Consider the following 14,687-nt stretch of genomic DNA (forward strand, 5'->3'; position numbering starts at 1 on the left):
GTAAGCCGGTCAAATCTGGTGCCCAACATCGCCGGGGCTTCCGAGATCACCGTTCATTAGGTAGCCTACGATTAGGTTACCTAATGGTGGAGTCGGATCGATCCCCACCTCCCGACCCATGCCCCTGATTCCCGTAAACCGATGGAAAGGCATGACGATGACGACAGGATCGTCTGAATCCCCCCTCGCCGCGGCCACCTCGCGGCGGCGTCTGCTGACCGCCGCGGCTGGCGTCACCGCCGGCACGGCAGGCATCGTGCCCCCGCCCGCCGCCGCCCAGGCCACCACCTCCACGTCGGCAGGGACCACCGCCGGCCATCCGGGGCGCGGCATGAAGGTGATCGCGGTCGAAGAGGCGTTCTCCGTTCCGGAGCTGATCCCATGGCCGGGCGAGGCCCGTATGCCTGCCGGCTGGGGACAGGAGTGGGGGCGCCGGCTCGCCGACTTCACGGAGTTGCGGCTGGCGGACATGGACGAGCATGGGGTGGACATGCAGGTCCTGTCGCTCACCTCACCCGGCGTGGAGGCCATCGAGGACCCCTCCGAGGCCGTGGCCACGGCCCGCCGGGTCAACGACCGCCTGGCCGAAGTGGTCGCCGCCCACCCGACACGGTTCGCCGGCTTCGCCACCCTGCCGTTGCAGGACCCGCGGGCCGCCGTGGTCGAGCTACGCCGGGCGGTGGGGCAACTCGGCCTCAAGGGGGTTCTGCACAACGACCACGTTCAGGGCCACTACCTCGACGAGCCGCAGTTCCGGCCCGTGTGGGCCGAACTTGAACGGCTCGGCGTGACGCTCTACCTCCACCCCGCGCTCTTCCCCGTCGATCACTGGCGGGTGTTCGAGGGGCATCCCGTGCTGAGCGGGCCGTCCTGGGGATGGACAGCACAGGTCGGCGCCCACGCACTTCGCCTGATCTACGGCGGAGTGTTCGACGAGTTCCCCGGGGCCTCGGTGACGCTGGGGCACATGGGGGAACTTCTTCCTTTCCAGCTGGCCCGGCTCGACAGCCGCTACCACCAGGCCGACCCCAAGAGCAGGCCACGACACCTGCCGTCCCACTACCTGCGGCACAACCTCTACGCGACCACCAGCGGCGTCTTCTCCCACGCGGCCCTCCTCGGAGCCGTCCACGCCATCGGCGCCGACCGGCTGCTGTTCGCCGTCGACTACCCCTACGAATCAACCGCCGAGGCGGTCGAGTTCCTCCGCACAGCGCCGTTCTCCCGCGCCGGTCTCGAACGCATCGCACACCGCAACGCGGCACACCTGCTGCATCTCTGATCAGGACAGCAGCAGGTGAGGAGTGCGGCTGGCCGACGGCACATACATGCGCCGTCGGCCAGCCCCGCGAACACCGGCACCGGATGCTCGGTCCTGAGCCCACAGGATCCGCCAGCACGTCATGGCGCTGTTGCGCCACTTGGGCATCCGCCAGACCTTCAAACGGTGATGCTCGTCCGGCTGGGCGCGACTTCCGTCGGGCAGAGCCTGGCCCACCACGCCGACAGCAAGAACGAATCCTCCGCACCTTGGGAAGACAGGCTCACGCCATGGCAGACGCACTCCTGACCGACACCAACACGGGAACCGTTCGCGGATCCGAACTCCCCGACGGAGGGCGTCTCTTCGCCGGTATCCCCTTCGCCGCACCCCCGGTGGGTGAGCTGCGGTTCCGCCCGCCCCAGCCGCCCCGGCCGTGGCAGGGTGTCCGCCAGGCCGACAGCTTCGCACCGGCGCCAGCGCAGGGCGCCTCTTCCCTGATGCCGGAGGCGAGCCAGAAGTCCTCCTTTCCCACCTTCCCCACAGCGGAGATCCGGGAGACGTCCGAGGACTGCCTGTATCTCAACGTCTGGACACCCACGACGACAGCCGAGGACGCCATCCGCCCCGTCATCGTGTGGATCTACGGCGGCGGATACGACGTCGGCTCCGCCGCACCCCCGTACAGCGACGGGGCCGCTCTCGCCCGGCAGACCGGCGCGGTCGTCGTCACCGCCAACTACCGCCTGGGAGCACTCGGATTCCTGCACCTGGCCGACCTCGGCAGCCAGTGGGCCGGGTCCACCAATCTCGCCCTGCAGGACCAGATGGCCGCCCTGCGCTGGGTACGGGACAACATCGCCTCCTTCGGCGGTGACCCCGGCAACATCACCGTGGCGGGGCAGTCCGCCGGTGCCTTCTCCATCGGAGCCCTGCTGGCCGCACCCGCAGCCGCCGGCCTCTTCCACAAGGCGATCCTCCAGAGCGGCAGTACGTCCCGGATCTTCGACCGGGCCACCGCCACCACCATGGCCGAGGACCTGATCACCGCACTCCGCCTCGATGGCCCAGAGGACCTGCTCACCGTCACCTGCCGGCGGATCCTGGACGCCCAGAGCACGGTCGTCACCGGCGACATCGGACAGCGCAACCTGCCCGGCGGCCGGTCCTGGGGTGCCGTACTCGACGGCAGCGTGCTGCCCGTCGCCCCGCAGCAGGCCGTCGCCGACGGTGCCGCCGTCGACATCCCCCTGCTCGTCGGCGCCACCCGCGACGAAGTCCGCGTCTTCCAGATGATCGGCGGCGACTCCTTTCGCCCCGAAGGCGAAACAGCCCTGTACACCGAAATGCGGCGCGCCGGAGTCACGGAACCGGAGAAGCTCCTCGACGCCTACCGCGGCCGCAACGCCGACTCCGACGACCTGTCAGCCCTGCGCAGTGCCTTCCTCACCGACGCCCTCTACCGCATCCCGGCCACGCGTCTGGCCCAGGCCCAGGCAGGGGCGGGAGGCCGCGCCTACCACTACCTCCTCGTCGACGAACCCTGCGGACCGGCCATGGGCGCCTTCCACGGCGCCGACCTGCTCCACGTCTTCGACAAACTCTCGCTCGTCGGCGCCGATACCCCCGAACACCTCACCGCCCGCGACACCCTCGTCGGCGCCTGGGCCGCCTTCGCCGCCACCGGCTCCCCGGGCTGGCCGCCATACGACCCGCACGCCGCGGGCAACTCCCGGGCCATCGGCAAATCCCCGGCCGACGCCGGCCGCATGATCACCGAGCCCCCGGCCGACGACGTCACCGCACTCTGGCCCACCCGGCCGGCCTGACGTACTCGGGATCGAAAGCGGCACGCCGACTTTGCGGAACTGCCGCGGGATCCCTGACGCTGGAGCCAACACCGCCGCCGATCACATCACCGCCGCCGATCACATCACCACCCTGAGAGCGGCTACCGCGAGCCGGTACGGGCTGCTGACGGTCTGGGTATGGGAAGGCGACGACGGGCCAAAGTCCAGCGGTTCTCAGCCTCGGAGGTGCGGATCTTCGGGCGCCTGGCCTCCCGGCAGTACGGATCGGGCATCAGAACAACCGTGTCCCCGGCCGTGAAGATCGATTGAAGGATACGAATCAGCTTCTGTGGCCAGGTGCTGAGGTCCGCCCCATCAGGACCAGCCCTGCAACACGCACAGACTTGACACGAAATGGTCGTAGTCGACGCCTTCGGCCGGTCGCACATGGTCGGGAGCCCGGACCCAGACACGGTACTCCGCCGCCTGCACACCGCCGTCCTACTGGGAAAGAGGCAGTGTTCCGATGTTGCGCTATGCGTATGTATGGCACGAAAGAGTTGGCATCCATGCTTGCCGTGCCTGGCTGCCTTGACTGACTGCCTGGGGGTGGCGGCGGCGTGCCTTGTTGAAGGCCGTCGTCTCGATCCCGTGAGTTGATCACCGCAGGTGGGCCGCTTCGACCTGGTGGAGGTGGATGAGGATGTCGTAGGAGCGGCCGAGGGTGGTTCTCGGGTCGTCATTCGACCAGTACAGGCCGTAGGAGCGGGTGGGGCGGGCCGCATGGAGCCACGTTCGTTCGCGTATTTCGCCCGTTCTCCGCGGTGGAGGAGTGGAGGCCGAACAGGTCGGCGACCACCACGGGCGGCAGTGTGGTGACTGCTTCGATCACCGCGGTGTTCCTGGCGCTGAGCACGGGCAGGCCGTGCTGTTTCAACAGGTTGCCCACCCCGTGGGGGTTGCGGGGCGGTGGGGGAACTTGCCGGGCAGTAGGTAGGGGGAGGCTTCGTCCAGAGCCCGGCGCATCCGGGTGGTGGTGCGAGGCTGGGCGATCTGCTCTTTGATGAGCTGGCCCAGTCTGGGCGGGAGCAGTACGGGGTGCCGGTCGATGGTGAGGTAGGAGCCGGTGTCGTCTCGGTGGAACCGGTCCGTGACGATTTCGATGATCTTGGTGACGGGCAGGGCATAGAGCCGGACCAGCGCACCGATGATGCGCACCTCGCGGGGCAGCGTGGTGTCGTTGAGGCAGCGGCGTAGCTGCTGGTCGTACTCGTTGGTGTCTGGAAAGCGACCGCGAACGGGCGGCCCCGCTTGGGTAGTTCGAGCGGGCCGGTTAGGCGCCGGGGCCGTGGCCCAGCGGATGCAGGACCGATCACGACGTGCTGGGTCGGGTGGTTGGCGAGCCAGAGGTCGAAGTCCGCCTGGTTCAAGGCGTCCAGTTGCTGTTCGCGTTCGTCGAGCCAATTCAGAAACATGATGGCGGGCTGGACGTCCTTGAATCTCCGGAGGCGGCACCGTAGGAGTAGCGGCCTCGGGCAGCCTGCCGACGGGCGTCGCGGACTACGTGCCACTCGGCGAACGGCCGGATGACCGTGGCCTGGTGGTTGGGCAGCCGGGGGAGTTCGCTGGTCACCCATGGACGGTGCGATGGCCGCAACCGCGGTCAAGGTCCTCATCGATACCCGCAGCAGGCTGATCACCTACAGCAACGCCGGGCACCCACCGCCCGTCCTGCTCCACAGAGACGGGACGTGCGAGCTGAAGGCCACCGATCCGCCGCTGGGCGCACGCGAGCACCATGCCCCCCGCCCCCAGGCCGGCCTCAGCTACGGCCGGGGGACACCCTCGTCCTGTACACGGACGGCCTCATCGAACGTCGCGACGAAGACATCGACGCCAGCCTGACACGCCTGGTCACAGCCCTGGCTCAGGACAGCGCCCTGGCCCCGGACCAGCTGGCCGACGCGCTGCTGACCCGCCTCGACGTCTCCGTGGCGGCCTCGACGACATCGCTCTCGTCGTCATCCGGCTCTAGCCCTACGCGCCCTCGCGCCCGCTTGGCTGTATCTCTGCCGCAGGTGTCTGCTCGACGCGAGCTCGAAGTCACCAGCTCTCGGCGCTGCCTCTGGGGAGTTCAGAAGCAGCCTCTCAGCATGCGTAAACGGCGGCTGCCGCCTGATCCCTCCCGGTCGGGCGGGATCAGGCGGCCCCTGGTGCGGGACCTGGCTCAGGACGTGGCTGTCACCATCGGTCCCAGGGGCAAGGCAGAGTCGGCAGTCCTGCCGCTTGGGCACTGACCGTCAGACAGCGGTCGGCATCGAGGCCAGGGAGAGCGGCTGCCGCCCGGTCCGGCACCCCCAGCTCGCCCCCATAGGTGCCGGCCTGCTCCCACGATCGTGATCTCCGGGTGGGGGGAACCGAGGCGGAGCGGCCACGGGAGAGTCCCTGACGAACCTTGGTCCGCGTGCCCGACCGGGGCCCCGTCCCATCATCGATGATCACGGATGCAGAATGATCTACATGCCGAAAACGAACACGCCAAAGACGGCAACGATGGACGACGCCGCATTCATCAGCCGCGCCCTGGCCCGCGCCTTCGACGACGACCCGATGATGCGCTGGTTCTTCCCCGACGACTCATCGCGCAGGGAAGGGCTGGACCGCTACTTCACCACGATCTTCACCCGGCAGTACGTCCGCCACGCAGTCTGCGAGCGAACGGAGGCAGCCGCCGCCTTCTGGGTACCTGCAGAGTCACAGGTCCAGGCCGTTCCGGACGGGGAAACCATCCGAGAGCTCCAGAGCATTCTCGGTGACCGGGCTGTGCTGTTCAGGGACACTGTCGAAACGGCCGCCAAGCACGCACCCCGCGAACCGCACTGGTACCTGGCAGTGATCGGCGCGGACCCAGCGGCAAAGGGTCAGGGACACGGGGCGGCTCTGCTGCGCTCAGGGCTGGCCAAAGCCGACGCGGCGGGTCTGCCTGTCTACCTGGAGTCCTCCGCGCCGGCCAACGTGCCCTTCTACGAGCACTTCGGCTTCACGGTGCGAGAGGAACTGCAGCTGCCGGGCGGCGGGCCGAGGCTGTGGGCGATGTGGCGCAAGCCTCGCCGTCCGGCGCACACGTCGGTGGCTGACTAGGGCCTGTCCGGCGGATCATTTGGACAAGGCTCGGTAGGTTGGCCGCATGCCTTCTGTACTTGTTGTTGGTTACGATCCGCAAGCGATACCTGGCGTCGACGCAGAGGCGCATCGTGCGGCGCTCGATGCGGAGTTGGCCCGGTTCGGCGAGCACGGCATCGACGCGGCCATGACGCTGATCGTGTTCGACGCATCGGCCGAGTCCACCCTCGTGGCATCGTTGACCAAGCAGCCGTGGGATGTCGTGGTCGTCGGCGGTGGGATCCGCAAGACCGAGCAGCTGCTTCCGCTCTTCGAACAGATCGTGAACCTGATCCGCAGCCGTGCGCCCCAGTCCGCCATTGCGTTCAACACCAGCGGCGGGGACAGCGTCGAGGCGGCACAACGATGGCTCTGAATCCCGACCTGCCGGTCACATCCTGAGCCACAGTCGGATCGCGGCAACGGTAATCGTGCCGTGGAAGACGTAGGCCCGCTTGTCGAACCTCGTGGCCACGCCGGAAGTTCTTCAGGGCGTTGATCGTCCGCTCCACTTCGTTCCTGCGCTTGTAGATCGTCTTGTCGAAGCCGGCGGGCCACCCGCCTTGGCTGCCGCGGCGCTTGCGGTTGGCCCGCTGGTTGTTCGGCTTGGGGATGGTGTGCTTGATCTGCCGTCTGCGTAGGTAGCGGCGGTTGCGGCGAGAGGAGTACGCCTTGTCGCCGCTGAGCTGGTCGGGCCGGGTGCGCAGACGCCCGCCGCCGAGGCGGCAGACGCGGATTCGTTCCATGACAGGGATGAGCTGCGGGGCGTCTCCCCACTGGCCCGGAGTGATCAGCAAGGCAAGGGGGCGTCGCCCGCCTTCCCCCACCAGATGGATCTTGCAGGCGAGGCCACCCCGGGAGCGTCCGAGTCCCTCACCAGGGCGGTGCTGCCGGGGCGTGCGCCTTTTCCCGGCACCCGCGGGGATTTCCTACGAGGTGCGGCGGCGTGCTGGTGGGTTCGGCAGGTGGTGGAGTCCACGGACACCATGGACCAGTCGATGCGGCCCTCCGCATCGGCGTCGGCCAGGACGGCTGCAAAGATCTTGTCCCACGTGCCGTCCGCCGACCAGCGTCTGTGCCGCTCATACACGGTCTTCCACTTGCCGAACCGCGCAGGCAGATCCCGCCACGGCATCCCAGTGCGCTGCCGGAAGAGAATCCCGTTGATCACCCGGCGACGATGACCCTCCCAGCGCCCGTCTCGTTGCCCGGACTTGGGCAGGTGCGGCTGCAGCCGCACCCATTCCTTGTCCGTGAGATCTCCGGTCGGCGGCGTCGCGGGCGACGTCGAGGCCGACCTCGAATACGAGCTCGGGACGCACGAGCGTGACGTCCAGCGTCTGTCTGGTGCCGGTGAGGACGGACGGCGCCCACTGGCCCTGCTGGTATCCCCGGGCCAGTGGGGCGACGCCCCGCAGCTCATCCCGGTCATGGAGCGTGTCCGTGTCGCCCGACTGGACGGCGGACGTCCCCGGACTCGGCCTGACCATCTCGGCGGAGACAAGGCGTACTCCTTCCGCCGCAACCGCCGCTACCTGCGACGACGCCAGATCAACCACACGATCCCCGAGCCGAAGAACCAGCGGGCCAACCGCCACCGCCGTGGCAGCAAAGGCGGCCGGCCCGCCGGCTTCGACAAGACGATCTACAAGCGGAGGAACGAAGTTGAGCGAATGATCAACGCGCTGAAGAACTCCGGGCCGTGGCCACGAGATTCGACAAGCGCGCCAATATCTTCCACGGCACCGTCACCGTGGCTTCGATCCGCCTTTTGCTCAAGCCGTGATCACTTGGCCTTCGTGACAAGATCTGGGCGTGACGACGTTGTTCCTGACGGTCGGCCTGCCCGGGGCCGGAAAGACCACGAGAGCTCGACATCTGGCCAAGGAGCACAGCGCGCTGCGGCTGACGCCTGATGAGTGGATGCTCCCGCTGTTCGGTGATCCGCAGCCGGCCGGGAAGCGCGATGTGCTGGAAGGACGGCTGCTCTGGCTGGGTCTGGAGGCGCTGAAGCTGGGAACGAACGTGGTCTTGGATTTCGGCTGCTGGTCTCGTGACGAGAGGTCCGCGATCCGCTGGTTGGTGATGTCTGTGGGCGCGTCCTGTCAACTCGTGTACGTGCCGGTGGACCATGAGACCCAACGCGCTCGGATCGTCCAGCGCCAGTCGACCACCCCTGATCAGACCTTCGTGATGAGCGAGACGGACCTCTTGCACTGGAGGACGCTGTTCGAGGAGCCCGACGCCGCGGAACTCGATGGACATGAGGTAGGAGGTCCGCCTCCTGGGTGGTCCGGATGGCTGGAGTGGGCCGCCGATCGGTGGCCATCGCTCGCGTGACTGTCCGGCCAACCTCGGTGCCGCCCAGTAACGCAGCCGTGCCAGGAGCGCCGAGCCCGGAAAGATCCGCCGGACAGGCTCTGGTCCCTCTCGGATGTTTTCGGGCTGACGAGATCGGGGATGCTCAAGCCCAGGTCGCCGGCGGGGTGTTGGGCCCGTCGCTGGTTTCCTCGCGCTTGGCGCTGAGGAAGGTGAGGTGAGGTCGGTGCCTTCGCTCTCGCCGACCCAGCCGTAGAGGCGCGGGAGGCTTTCTCTCTCAGCATGGCTCTATCTGAGCTGGCCGCGTACGCGCAGCAAGGGCTCCTTGCGACGTCTTCTGTCAGTCGAGGATGCGGAGCTCGATGTCGGGCTGGCAGTGGGGGCAGGCGGGTAGTCCGGAGGCAAGGAGCCGGCGTGCTTCGTCGCGGTCGACGGGGCGGTGGCGGTTGCCTGCGGCGTAGCAGTCGCCGGCGTGGACCTGGACGGGCGGGCGTCCGGTGCCGATGCCCAGCTGGACGATCCACTCCGGCCTTGCGGGCCGGACCCGCCGACCGTGTTCCCGCTCGGCTTCGCGCCGCTGGAGATCGGCGATCTTGTTGTCGATGCGCGTCAGCCACATCGCGTGCCACACCCTCAGGGTGAGCAGGCGCTCCAGGTCAGGTGGCAGGTCGTCGAACACGTTCCGTCCCGGGTCTTTCGCCGCGCGGGTCGCACCTCGCATTTTCGAATTCTAGTTCGATAATCTGGGTGGTGAGGAGGTGGGTGTGCCATGAGCGCAGGAGAACCGGCGTGTACGGGGACGACGGTGATGTATGTGCGCTGCCGGACTGGCTGCCGGAGGGGATGCACCGGCAGGTCCTGGACCAGCTCGCGGAGCTCTCCCCGGTCGTGCAGTCCCTACCGCCGTCCGCGGCTCTGGTGGAGCTGAAGGGCGCGCTGCGCTACCACGGCGCCGGCGCCCGGCACCTGGGGGAGAGGCTGCGTGTGCGGACGCTCTCCCGCCTCGGAGTCGACGTCCGCGTCGGCTTCGGCCCCACCAGAAGCCGACATGTTCGCGGATTCCTGAGGGCCCAGGACAGCGAACTGGCTGGCCACTTGAGGCCGAGACGGCGATCGTCCAGCCGGTTGGGGCAGCAGGGACTCGTACGGCCTGTGCTCGGGAGGGTGTGGTGAGGGAGGCGGTCTTCTTCCACGTGAGGCCTCGCCAGGGCGAAGGGCTCGGGGAGCTCATGGAGGTGATCGAGCGGTTTGCCCCGCTCGCCCAGTCGTTGGCACCGTCGGCGGCCGTTGCCCAGGTAGGCGGCGCTCTGTGGCTGTTCGGTGTCGGCCCGGTCGGTCTGGCGCAGCGGCCGGGCTTCAGACGGCTGCTTTGTTCCACCTGGGCGTGGTCGTGGGGATCGGCTCTTCCTGGAGCGTTGCGGCCATGGCGTCCTCGCGTACGGGGGCGAGCGGCGTCCTTCACGTGCCCGGCGTCCGACACCGCGGACGTCCTCGGCCACTTCCGGTCGGCGAGTTGTACGGGATCCGGCGTTTCCAGGCCAAGACGCGTCGTGCCCTGGGAATGCAGACGATCGGGCAGCTGACCGTGCTGCCCGGAGCCACGGTGCTGCGGATCCTGGGACGGCCCGGCCGTGCGCTGCAGGAACGCGCGCAGGGAGTGGACCATCGGATGGCCGTGCCGGGCCGTGCAGCGGAGACCGTCAGTGCCCGGGCCGACTTCGCCGAGGATGTTCTCGACGGCTTCGAGGTCCGGTCCGCGGCTCTGTGGCTGGCCGCGGAGCCGCGGACCGGCTGCGGTCGTGTGAGCAGGCGGCGTGCTCGGTCACCGTGGTGGTGCGGATGGCTGACCGGGCGGCCCGGCTCGCTGCGGGCGCTCGCTCTTTGGCAGACTGTCGATGACCAGGTCGTAGGAGTGTTCGACCGCATCGTTGGTCAGCTGCTTCGTGATGCCCCGCCCGGGCCCCAGCGAGATCCAGTGCCTCTTGTCGAGATAGCGACCCGGGGTGATCGAGGCGTAGCCGCGCTTCAGTGCCCGCGCGTGCTCGGGCTCGCACTTGACCGTGATGATCTGTTCGTCCGGGTCGTCGGTGACGATCAGGAACACCTTGTCCGCGACCTTGTACACGTCGAGGTCGGGGGTGAAGGGGCGGTCGTGACTGACGTCGGGCAGGGCGAGGGCCGCCTTGCGGGCGGTGTCCTGGAGGCGGTCACCGGCCGCGCTCACCGGGCCGCCCGCGTGCTGGTGCCATAGGTATGCGGGTCGACGGGCTGCTCGGCCTTGGGCAGGCGGGCGACAACGAGCAGGTAGGAGTCGGTGACGAGTTCCTTGACGAGCTTCTTCTCGACACCTGCCCCGCCCTCCAGCGTGATCCAGTGCTTCTTGTTCATGTGGTAGCCGGGGGTGATGTGGCTGTTGTGTTCTCGGAGGGCGTGGGCCTCGCCGGGCTCCGCCTTGATGATCACGACGGGGCGCCCGGGGACCTCGGTCATCAGCATGAACACCTTGCCTCGTACCTTGAAGACCTCCCAGCCCGGGCCGAAGGGATGCTCCAGCTGGGCTCCGGGAAGTTCCTGCGCGCACTCGGCGGCGAACGTCTGCAGGGTCGATCCGTTCATGAGTTTTTCCTTCCTCGGGTGGTGGCGGGCAGGGGCGTCGGCCAAGGACGCGTACCGCGCCTCCATCCTTTCCAGCGACGCGGGCAAGACGGGCGGTAAACTGCGGACACGTGATGGTCGGTAAGCGACACCTCAAGCGGCCTCCGCGCGTCGGACGCAGCGGGCAGGCCGAGCAGGCCACGGTTCCGCTGTACGGTTTCCAGCCCCCCGTCGGCACTCCGTACGGCCTGGAGGTGAACACCGTCGAGGACTTCTTCGCCGAGCACGACGACTGGCCGTGGAATCCGCCCCGTCCGGGCCGTGCCACCTTCCACTATCTGATCCTCGTCACCGAGGGGGAGCTGCTCCACGACGTCGACCACGTCACGCGGACCGTCGCCTGCGGCCAGTGGCTGTGGGTGCGTCCCGGGCACGCGCAGTGCTGGCATCCGCCGGGCGCCGCCCGCGGCTTGTTCATCCTGTTCGAGCCGGACGTGCTGACATCCGACGCCGCCCGTCTGCTGGCCCCGCTCACCGCGCACGAGGCCCCTGCCGTTCTCAGCCCGCACCCCGACGACGCGGCCTGGCTGCGGCAGACGGCGCTCCAGCTCCTGGACGAGCACCGTGCGCTGGGGCGGCGCCGGCTCGATGTCCACCACGCCCTGCGGCGCAGCCTGCTCGAATCGCTGCTGCTGCGCCTTGCCAGCTCCCCGGACGTCACCCCCGACGGCGCGTCGGCGGGCGGCACGGGACGCAGGGATACGTACGCACGGTTCGTGGACGCCCTGGAGCTGCACTTCCGGGAACTGCACCGGGCTGCGGACTATGCCGGGCTGCTCGGCTGTTCGGTTCGCACCCTCAGCCGAGCGGCCCGGGACGTCACCGGCAAGGGGGTGCGTGAGGTCATCGACGAGCGGCGGCTGCTCGAAGCCCGGCGCCTGCTGAGAGGTGGCGGTTGGCACGCCCGGGCTGTGGCCGTCCATCTCGGGTTCACCGATCCCGCGAACTTCGGCCGCTTTTTCCGTGGCCACACCGGTCTCACCCCGGCCGCCTTCACGGCCCGCGAAACCAGGATCGGCATGTGAGGCGGGCGCGGCACAAGCTGGCATCCCCATGGCCGCCTCGGCATTGATCGCGTCCGGAGCGGGGGACGGGCCGGGGCTGACCGCCTCCTTCGTTCGCGCTCACTGGCTGGGGGTGCGTCACCTTAGGTCCCTGGTCAGGACGCGATCGCGCCTGTCGCGGTCTGGGCGAACGCCCCGCAACGGCAGCAGCCGCCCGCACCGGTGACACGGGCCGGGCTGGCGGCCGGCGCCCCACTCCAGACAGGGCGCGCACCGCTGGTCCCGCTCGTTCGTCCAGGCCAGGCACTCGCGACAACTGCCCAGGCCGGCGGACATCCAGGAGGGCACCAGCCGCGGCCGCGGCGGGGCGAGCAGTCCTGCCCGCTTCAGGGCCTCGTGCAGGGTCGGCGCCATCTGCGGGAGATCCGCGAGCGTCTCGGGGCGTACCAGGCGTTCATCCGGGGATCGGGCGGCCAGAGCGAGCCGGGCGCCCTCCTCCGTGTGGAAGTGCCAGGTCTGCCCGACGCGGCGTTCGACTGCCATCGCCTGGAGCAGCGCCTGGACTTCGGGGAAGTCGGGGATGCGCTGGCGGTGGGCGCGGGTGAAGGTCCTGGTCCAGGGCGCGAACAGCCCGAGCTGGCCGGGGACTTCCTCCACGCACACCACGGGGTCGTCGAGGGCTGGCGGTACCCGGCCGCGGGCCCACGGCGCGAGCCTCTGCCGCGGGCTCGAGGCGGCGCGGTTGCGCAGCGGGTTGCTGTTCAGGGCTAGTCCCTCGATGCGCACGGCCAGTTGCAGCGGCCGCCCGGCGGGCAGGGCGCGCCGTTCGAACTCGGCATGCATCCACGCCGGGTCCTGACCGAGCCGGACCGCGATCCGGCATCCCCGGCAGGTGCCGTCCGCGCCGACGATCCCCGGCCAGCCGCATCGGCGGCAGATGGCCTCCCGCAGTCCTCCCTTAGACGCCGTTTCCTTTGGTGCTGATGGTGCCCGCCGGGCGGAGGGGCAGGTATCGCAGGGTGCCGGCCGGGATCATATGAGGCACAGAAGCGATTGAGGCCACACTCCGCGCTGGGGTGCGGCCCCTCGGTGCATGGGGTTACGAGGTCCAGCCGCCGTACGGCACGGTGATGAGTTCCATGGCGTGGCCCGCCGGGTCCATGAAGTACACGCCACGGCCACCATCGTTGTGGTTGATCGTGCCGGGCTGCTTCCGGTGGGGGTCGGCGTAGTGCTCGATGCCGCGCTGCCTGATCTGCGCGTACGCCGCGTCGAACTCCTCCTCGGAGACCAAGAAGGCGTAGTGCTGGGGGTGATGCTGTCCGCAGGGATTGTGGCGAAGTCCAGTGTGACGCCGTTGCTCAGGTCGACCGCGATGAACGCGCCCCACTCGGCGGTGATCTCAAGGCTGAGCAGGTTCGCGAAGAATTCTGCGGACTCCCGGTTGTCCCGGGCGTGGACGATCGTGTGGTTCAACTCGACTGACAAGGAATGCCTCCGAAGGCATGTCCCGACACCTCCATGTCTCACCAGCCGGTGACCGACACGCGATGTCGCCATAGATCCGAGTCGCTGTCGTCTACGTAGTGAGTCGGCGGTAGTTGATGAGAGCTGCGGCCATACCGACGAAGGCAAGGAAGTGCTTGGCCTTACGTTCGTAGCGGCGGTGCAGGCGACGGCATCCGGCCAGCCAGGAAACTGTCCTCTCGACGACCAAGCGATGGCGGCCCAGTCGGGTGGACGACTCGATGCCCTTACGGGCGATGCGGTGGCGGATGCCCCTCTTGCGGAGCCATCTGCGCAGGTGGTCGTAGTCGTAGCCCTTGTCGGCACAGAGCTTGGCCGGTCGCCGACGACGTGGGCCGCGCCGGGAGCGGACGGGCGGGATTCCGCGCACCAGTGGCTCCAGCCCGAGACTGTCGTGCATGTTGGCACCGGAGATACCCCGTGACAGGGGCAGTCCGTTCCGGTCCGTGGTCAAGTGGATGCTCGATCCTGGCTTGCCGCGGTCGGTCGGATTCGGTCCTGTCAGTGGCCCCCTTTTGCTGCCCGGACGCTGACGGAGTCGAGCGCGCACCGCGACCAGTCCAGCTTTCCTCTGGCGCCGAGTTCGTCGAGGATGACCCGATGTAGTCGGGCCGAGACCCTCTCCCGGCTCCACTGGGCGAAGCGTCGGTAGACCGTGGGCCAGGCCGGCCCGAACGCCGGCGGCAACTGCCGCCAGGTGCAGCCCGGGGTGGCCACGAAAATGATGGCCGCCAGCGTCTCGCGATCACCGGCCCGCCGTCGGCCACCACCCTGCGGACGCTTCACCTCCGTGGTAGGCACCACCCGCCGGAACAACACCCACAACTCGTCCGGTACCAACCGTCCAACCGAGATCCGTCATGCACGGCTCAACGACGATCACGCCATAAGAAACGGCGCCTTAGACGCCATCTCATTTGGTGAGTCTGCGGTAACAGATGAGGGTGCACGCGATGCTCGTGAAGGCGA

General features: G+C 68.7%; 13 protein-coding genes and 4 pseudogenes. 9 read left to right on the forward strand and 8 right to left on the reverse strand.

Translation table 11 applies throughout. The features are described from left to right. The first annotated feature begins 151 nt into the window (after nt 1-151). Together AOQ53_RS02725 and AOQ53_RS02730 are read left to right on the forward strand one after the other, a co-directional pair. Nucleotides 152-1,282, forward strand: coding sequence for an amidohydrolase family protein (locus AOQ53_RS02725; protein ID WP_236711534.1), 1,131 nt, complete (start codon nt 152-154; stop codon nt 1,280-1,282). A 269-nt stretch (nt 1,283-1,551) separates the two neighbouring features. After that, the gene (locus AOQ53_RS02730) at nt 1,552-3,090 is read left to right on the forward strand and encodes a carboxylesterase/lipase family protein (protein WP_059414639.1); all 1,539 of its coding nucleotides are present in this window, start codon (nt 1,552-1,554) and stop codon (nt 3,088-3,090) included. An 894-nt stretch (nt 3,091-3,984) separates the two neighbouring features. On the opposite strand, the gene AOQ53_RS02735 is transcribed toward AOQ53_RS02730, so the two are convergent. Then, on the reverse strand, nt 3,985-4,269 hold the full coding sequence (locus AOQ53_RS02735; RefSeq protein ID WP_059414640.1) for a hypothetical protein: 285 nt from the start codon (nt 4,267-4,269) through the stop codon (nt 3,985-3,987). Between the two features lie 417 nt (nt 4,270-4,686). On the opposite strand from AOQ53_RS02735, the pseudogene AOQ53_RS02740 reads away from it, so the two are divergent. The 3 genes and pseudogenes from AOQ53_RS02740 to AOQ53_RS02750 form a co-directional block, all read left to right on the forward strand. After that, nucleotides 4,687-5,086: pseudogene (locus AOQ53_RS02740) on the forward strand (PP2C family protein-serine/threonine phosphatase); the annotation flags it as partial. A gap of 485 nt (nt 5,087-5,571) precedes the next feature. After that, the gene (locus tag AOQ53_RS02745) at nt 5,572-6,192 is read left to right on the forward strand and encodes a GNAT family N-acetyltransferase (protein ID WP_059414659.1); all 621 of its coding nucleotides are present in this window, start codon (nt 5,572-5,574) and stop codon (nt 6,190-6,192) included. Nucleotides 6,193-6,238: 46 nt separating this feature from the next. After that, nucleotides 6,239-6,589 carry a hypothetical protein gene (locus tag AOQ53_RS02750; RefSeq protein ID WP_059414642.1) on the forward strand — a complete coding sequence of 117 codons (351 nt, stop codon included), beginning with the start codon at nt 6,239-6,241 and terminating at the stop codon, nt 6,587-6,589. Between the two features lie 15 nt (nt 6,590-6,604). Here AOQ53_RS02750 and AOQ53_RS40205 read toward each other — a convergent pair. Then, nucleotides 6,605-7,477 (reverse strand): annotated as a pseudogene (locus tag AOQ53_RS40205) (IS5 family transposase); the annotation flags it as partial. 85 nt (nt 7,478-7,562) lie between these two features. Here AOQ53_RS40205 and AOQ53_RS40210 point away from each other — a divergent pair. Both AOQ53_RS40210 and AOQ53_RS02760 read left to right on the forward strand, forming a co-directional pair. Next, nucleotides 7,563-7,999 (forward strand): annotated as a pseudogene (locus tag AOQ53_RS40210) (transposase); the annotation flags it as partial. 29 nt (nt 8,000-8,028) lie between these two features. After that, nucleotides 8,029-8,553 carry an AAA family ATPase gene (locus AOQ53_RS02760; protein WP_059414643.1) on the forward strand — a complete coding sequence of 175 codons (525 nt, stop codon included), beginning with the start codon at nt 8,029-8,031 and terminating at the stop codon, nt 8,551-8,553. A gap of 319 nt (nt 8,554-8,872) precedes the next feature. Here AOQ53_RS02760 and AOQ53_RS02765 read toward each other — a convergent pair whose 3' ends face one another. Next, nucleotides 8,873-9,253, reverse strand: a complete 381-nt coding sequence (locus AOQ53_RS02765) for a DUF6233 domain-containing protein (RefSeq protein WP_099054511.1) — start codon at nt 9,251-9,253, stop codon at nt 8,873-8,875. A gap of 68 nt (nt 9,254-9,321) precedes the next feature. On the opposite strand from AOQ53_RS02765, the gene AOQ53_RS45690 reads away from it, so the two are divergent. Next, nucleotides 9,322-9,705, forward strand: a complete 384-nt coding sequence (locus AOQ53_RS45690; protein WP_059414645.1) for a hypothetical protein — start codon at nt 9,322-9,324, stop codon at nt 9,703-9,705. A 649-nt stretch (nt 9,706-10,354) separates the two neighbouring features. On the opposite strand, the gene AOQ53_RS02775 is transcribed toward AOQ53_RS45690, so the two are convergent. Together AOQ53_RS02775 and AOQ53_RS02780 are read right to left on the reverse strand one after the other, a co-directional pair. Next, nucleotides 10,355-10,756: an MmcQ/YjbR family DNA-binding protein gene (locus AOQ53_RS02775; RefSeq protein WP_059414646.1), complete on the reverse strand. Its 402-nt coding sequence runs from the start codon at nt 10,754-10,756 to the stop codon at nt 10,355-10,357. Beyond that, the gene (locus AOQ53_RS02780; protein WP_059414648.1) at nt 10,753-11,148 is read right to left on the reverse strand and encodes an MmcQ/YjbR family DNA-binding protein; all 396 of its coding nucleotides are present in this window, start codon (nt 11,146-11,148) and stop codon (nt 10,753-10,755) included. The genes AOQ53_RS02775 and AOQ53_RS02780 overlap by 4 nt, the downstream gene beginning before the upstream one ends. Nucleotides 11,149-11,258: 110 nt before the next feature. On the opposite strand from AOQ53_RS02780, the gene AOQ53_RS02785 reads away from it, so the two are divergent. Further along, nucleotides 11,259-12,212: a helix-turn-helix domain-containing protein gene (locus tag AOQ53_RS02785; protein ID WP_408055130.1), complete on the forward strand. Its 954-nt coding sequence runs from the start codon at nt 11,259-11,261 to the stop codon at nt 12,210-12,212. 117 nt (nt 12,213-12,329) lie between these two features. Here the strand turns inward: AOQ53_RS02785 and AOQ53_RS02790 are convergent, their stop codons facing one another. From AOQ53_RS02790 to AOQ53_RS02800, 3 genes and pseudogenes are all read right to left on the reverse strand, one after another. After that, the gene (locus tag AOQ53_RS02790; protein ID WP_059414651.1) at nt 12,330-13,034 is read right to left on the reverse strand and encodes a hypothetical protein; all 705 of its coding nucleotides are present in this window, start codon (nt 13,032-13,034) and stop codon (nt 12,330-12,332) included. Nucleotides 13,035-13,290: 256 nt separating this feature from the next. After that, nucleotides 13,291-13,679: pseudogene (locus AOQ53_RS02795) on the reverse strand (VOC family protein). Between the two features lie 91 nt (nt 13,680-13,770). Continuing rightward, nucleotides 13,771-14,573, reverse strand: a protein-coding gene (locus AOQ53_RS02800) for an IS5 family transposase (protein WP_099054512.1) whose coding sequence is annotated in 2 segments (ribosomal slippage) — nt 13,771-14,225 and nt 14,225-14,573 — 804 coding nt in all. Because the reading frame shifts where the segments join, the coding sequence is not laid out codon by codon here. Between the last annotated feature and the right edge of the window lie 114 nt (nt 14,574-14,687).

It is taken from the genome of Streptomyces azureus (genome assembly GCF_001270025.1).
Taxonomy (GTDB): Bacteria; Actinomycetota; Actinomycetes; order Streptomycetales; family Streptomycetaceae; genus Streptomyces; species Streptomyces azureus.

Bases quoted from the DNA above. Each gene is read 5' to 3' on its own strand.
- AOQ53_RS02790 (WP_059414651.1), bottom strand. From the start codon at position 13,034: ATGCATGCCGAGTTCGAACGGCGCGCCCTGCCCGCCGGGCGGCCGCTG.
- AOQ53_RS02765 (WP_099054511.1), bottom strand. From the start codon at position 9,253: ATGCGAGGTGCGACCCGCGCGGCGAAAGACCCGGGACGGAACGTGTTC.
- AOQ53_RS02750 (WP_059414642.1), top strand. From the start codon at position 6,239: ATGCCTTCTGTACTTGTTGTTGGTTACGATCCGCAAGCGATACCTGGC.
- AOQ53_RS02730 (WP_059414639.1), top strand. From the start codon at position 1,552: ATGGCAGACGCACTCCTGACCGACACCAACACGGGAACCGTTCGCGGA.
- AOQ53_RS02725 (WP_236711534.1), top strand. From the start codon at position 152: ATGACGATGACGACAGGATCGTCTGAATCCCCCCTCGCCGCGGCCACC.
- AOQ53_RS02745 (WP_059414659.1), top strand. From the start codon at position 5,572: ATGCCGAAAACGAACACGCCAAAGACGGCAACGATGGACGACGCCGCA.
- AOQ53_RS02780 (WP_059414648.1), bottom strand. From the start codon at position 11,148: ATGAACGGATCGACCCTGCAGACGTTCGCCGCCGAGTGCGCGCAGGAA.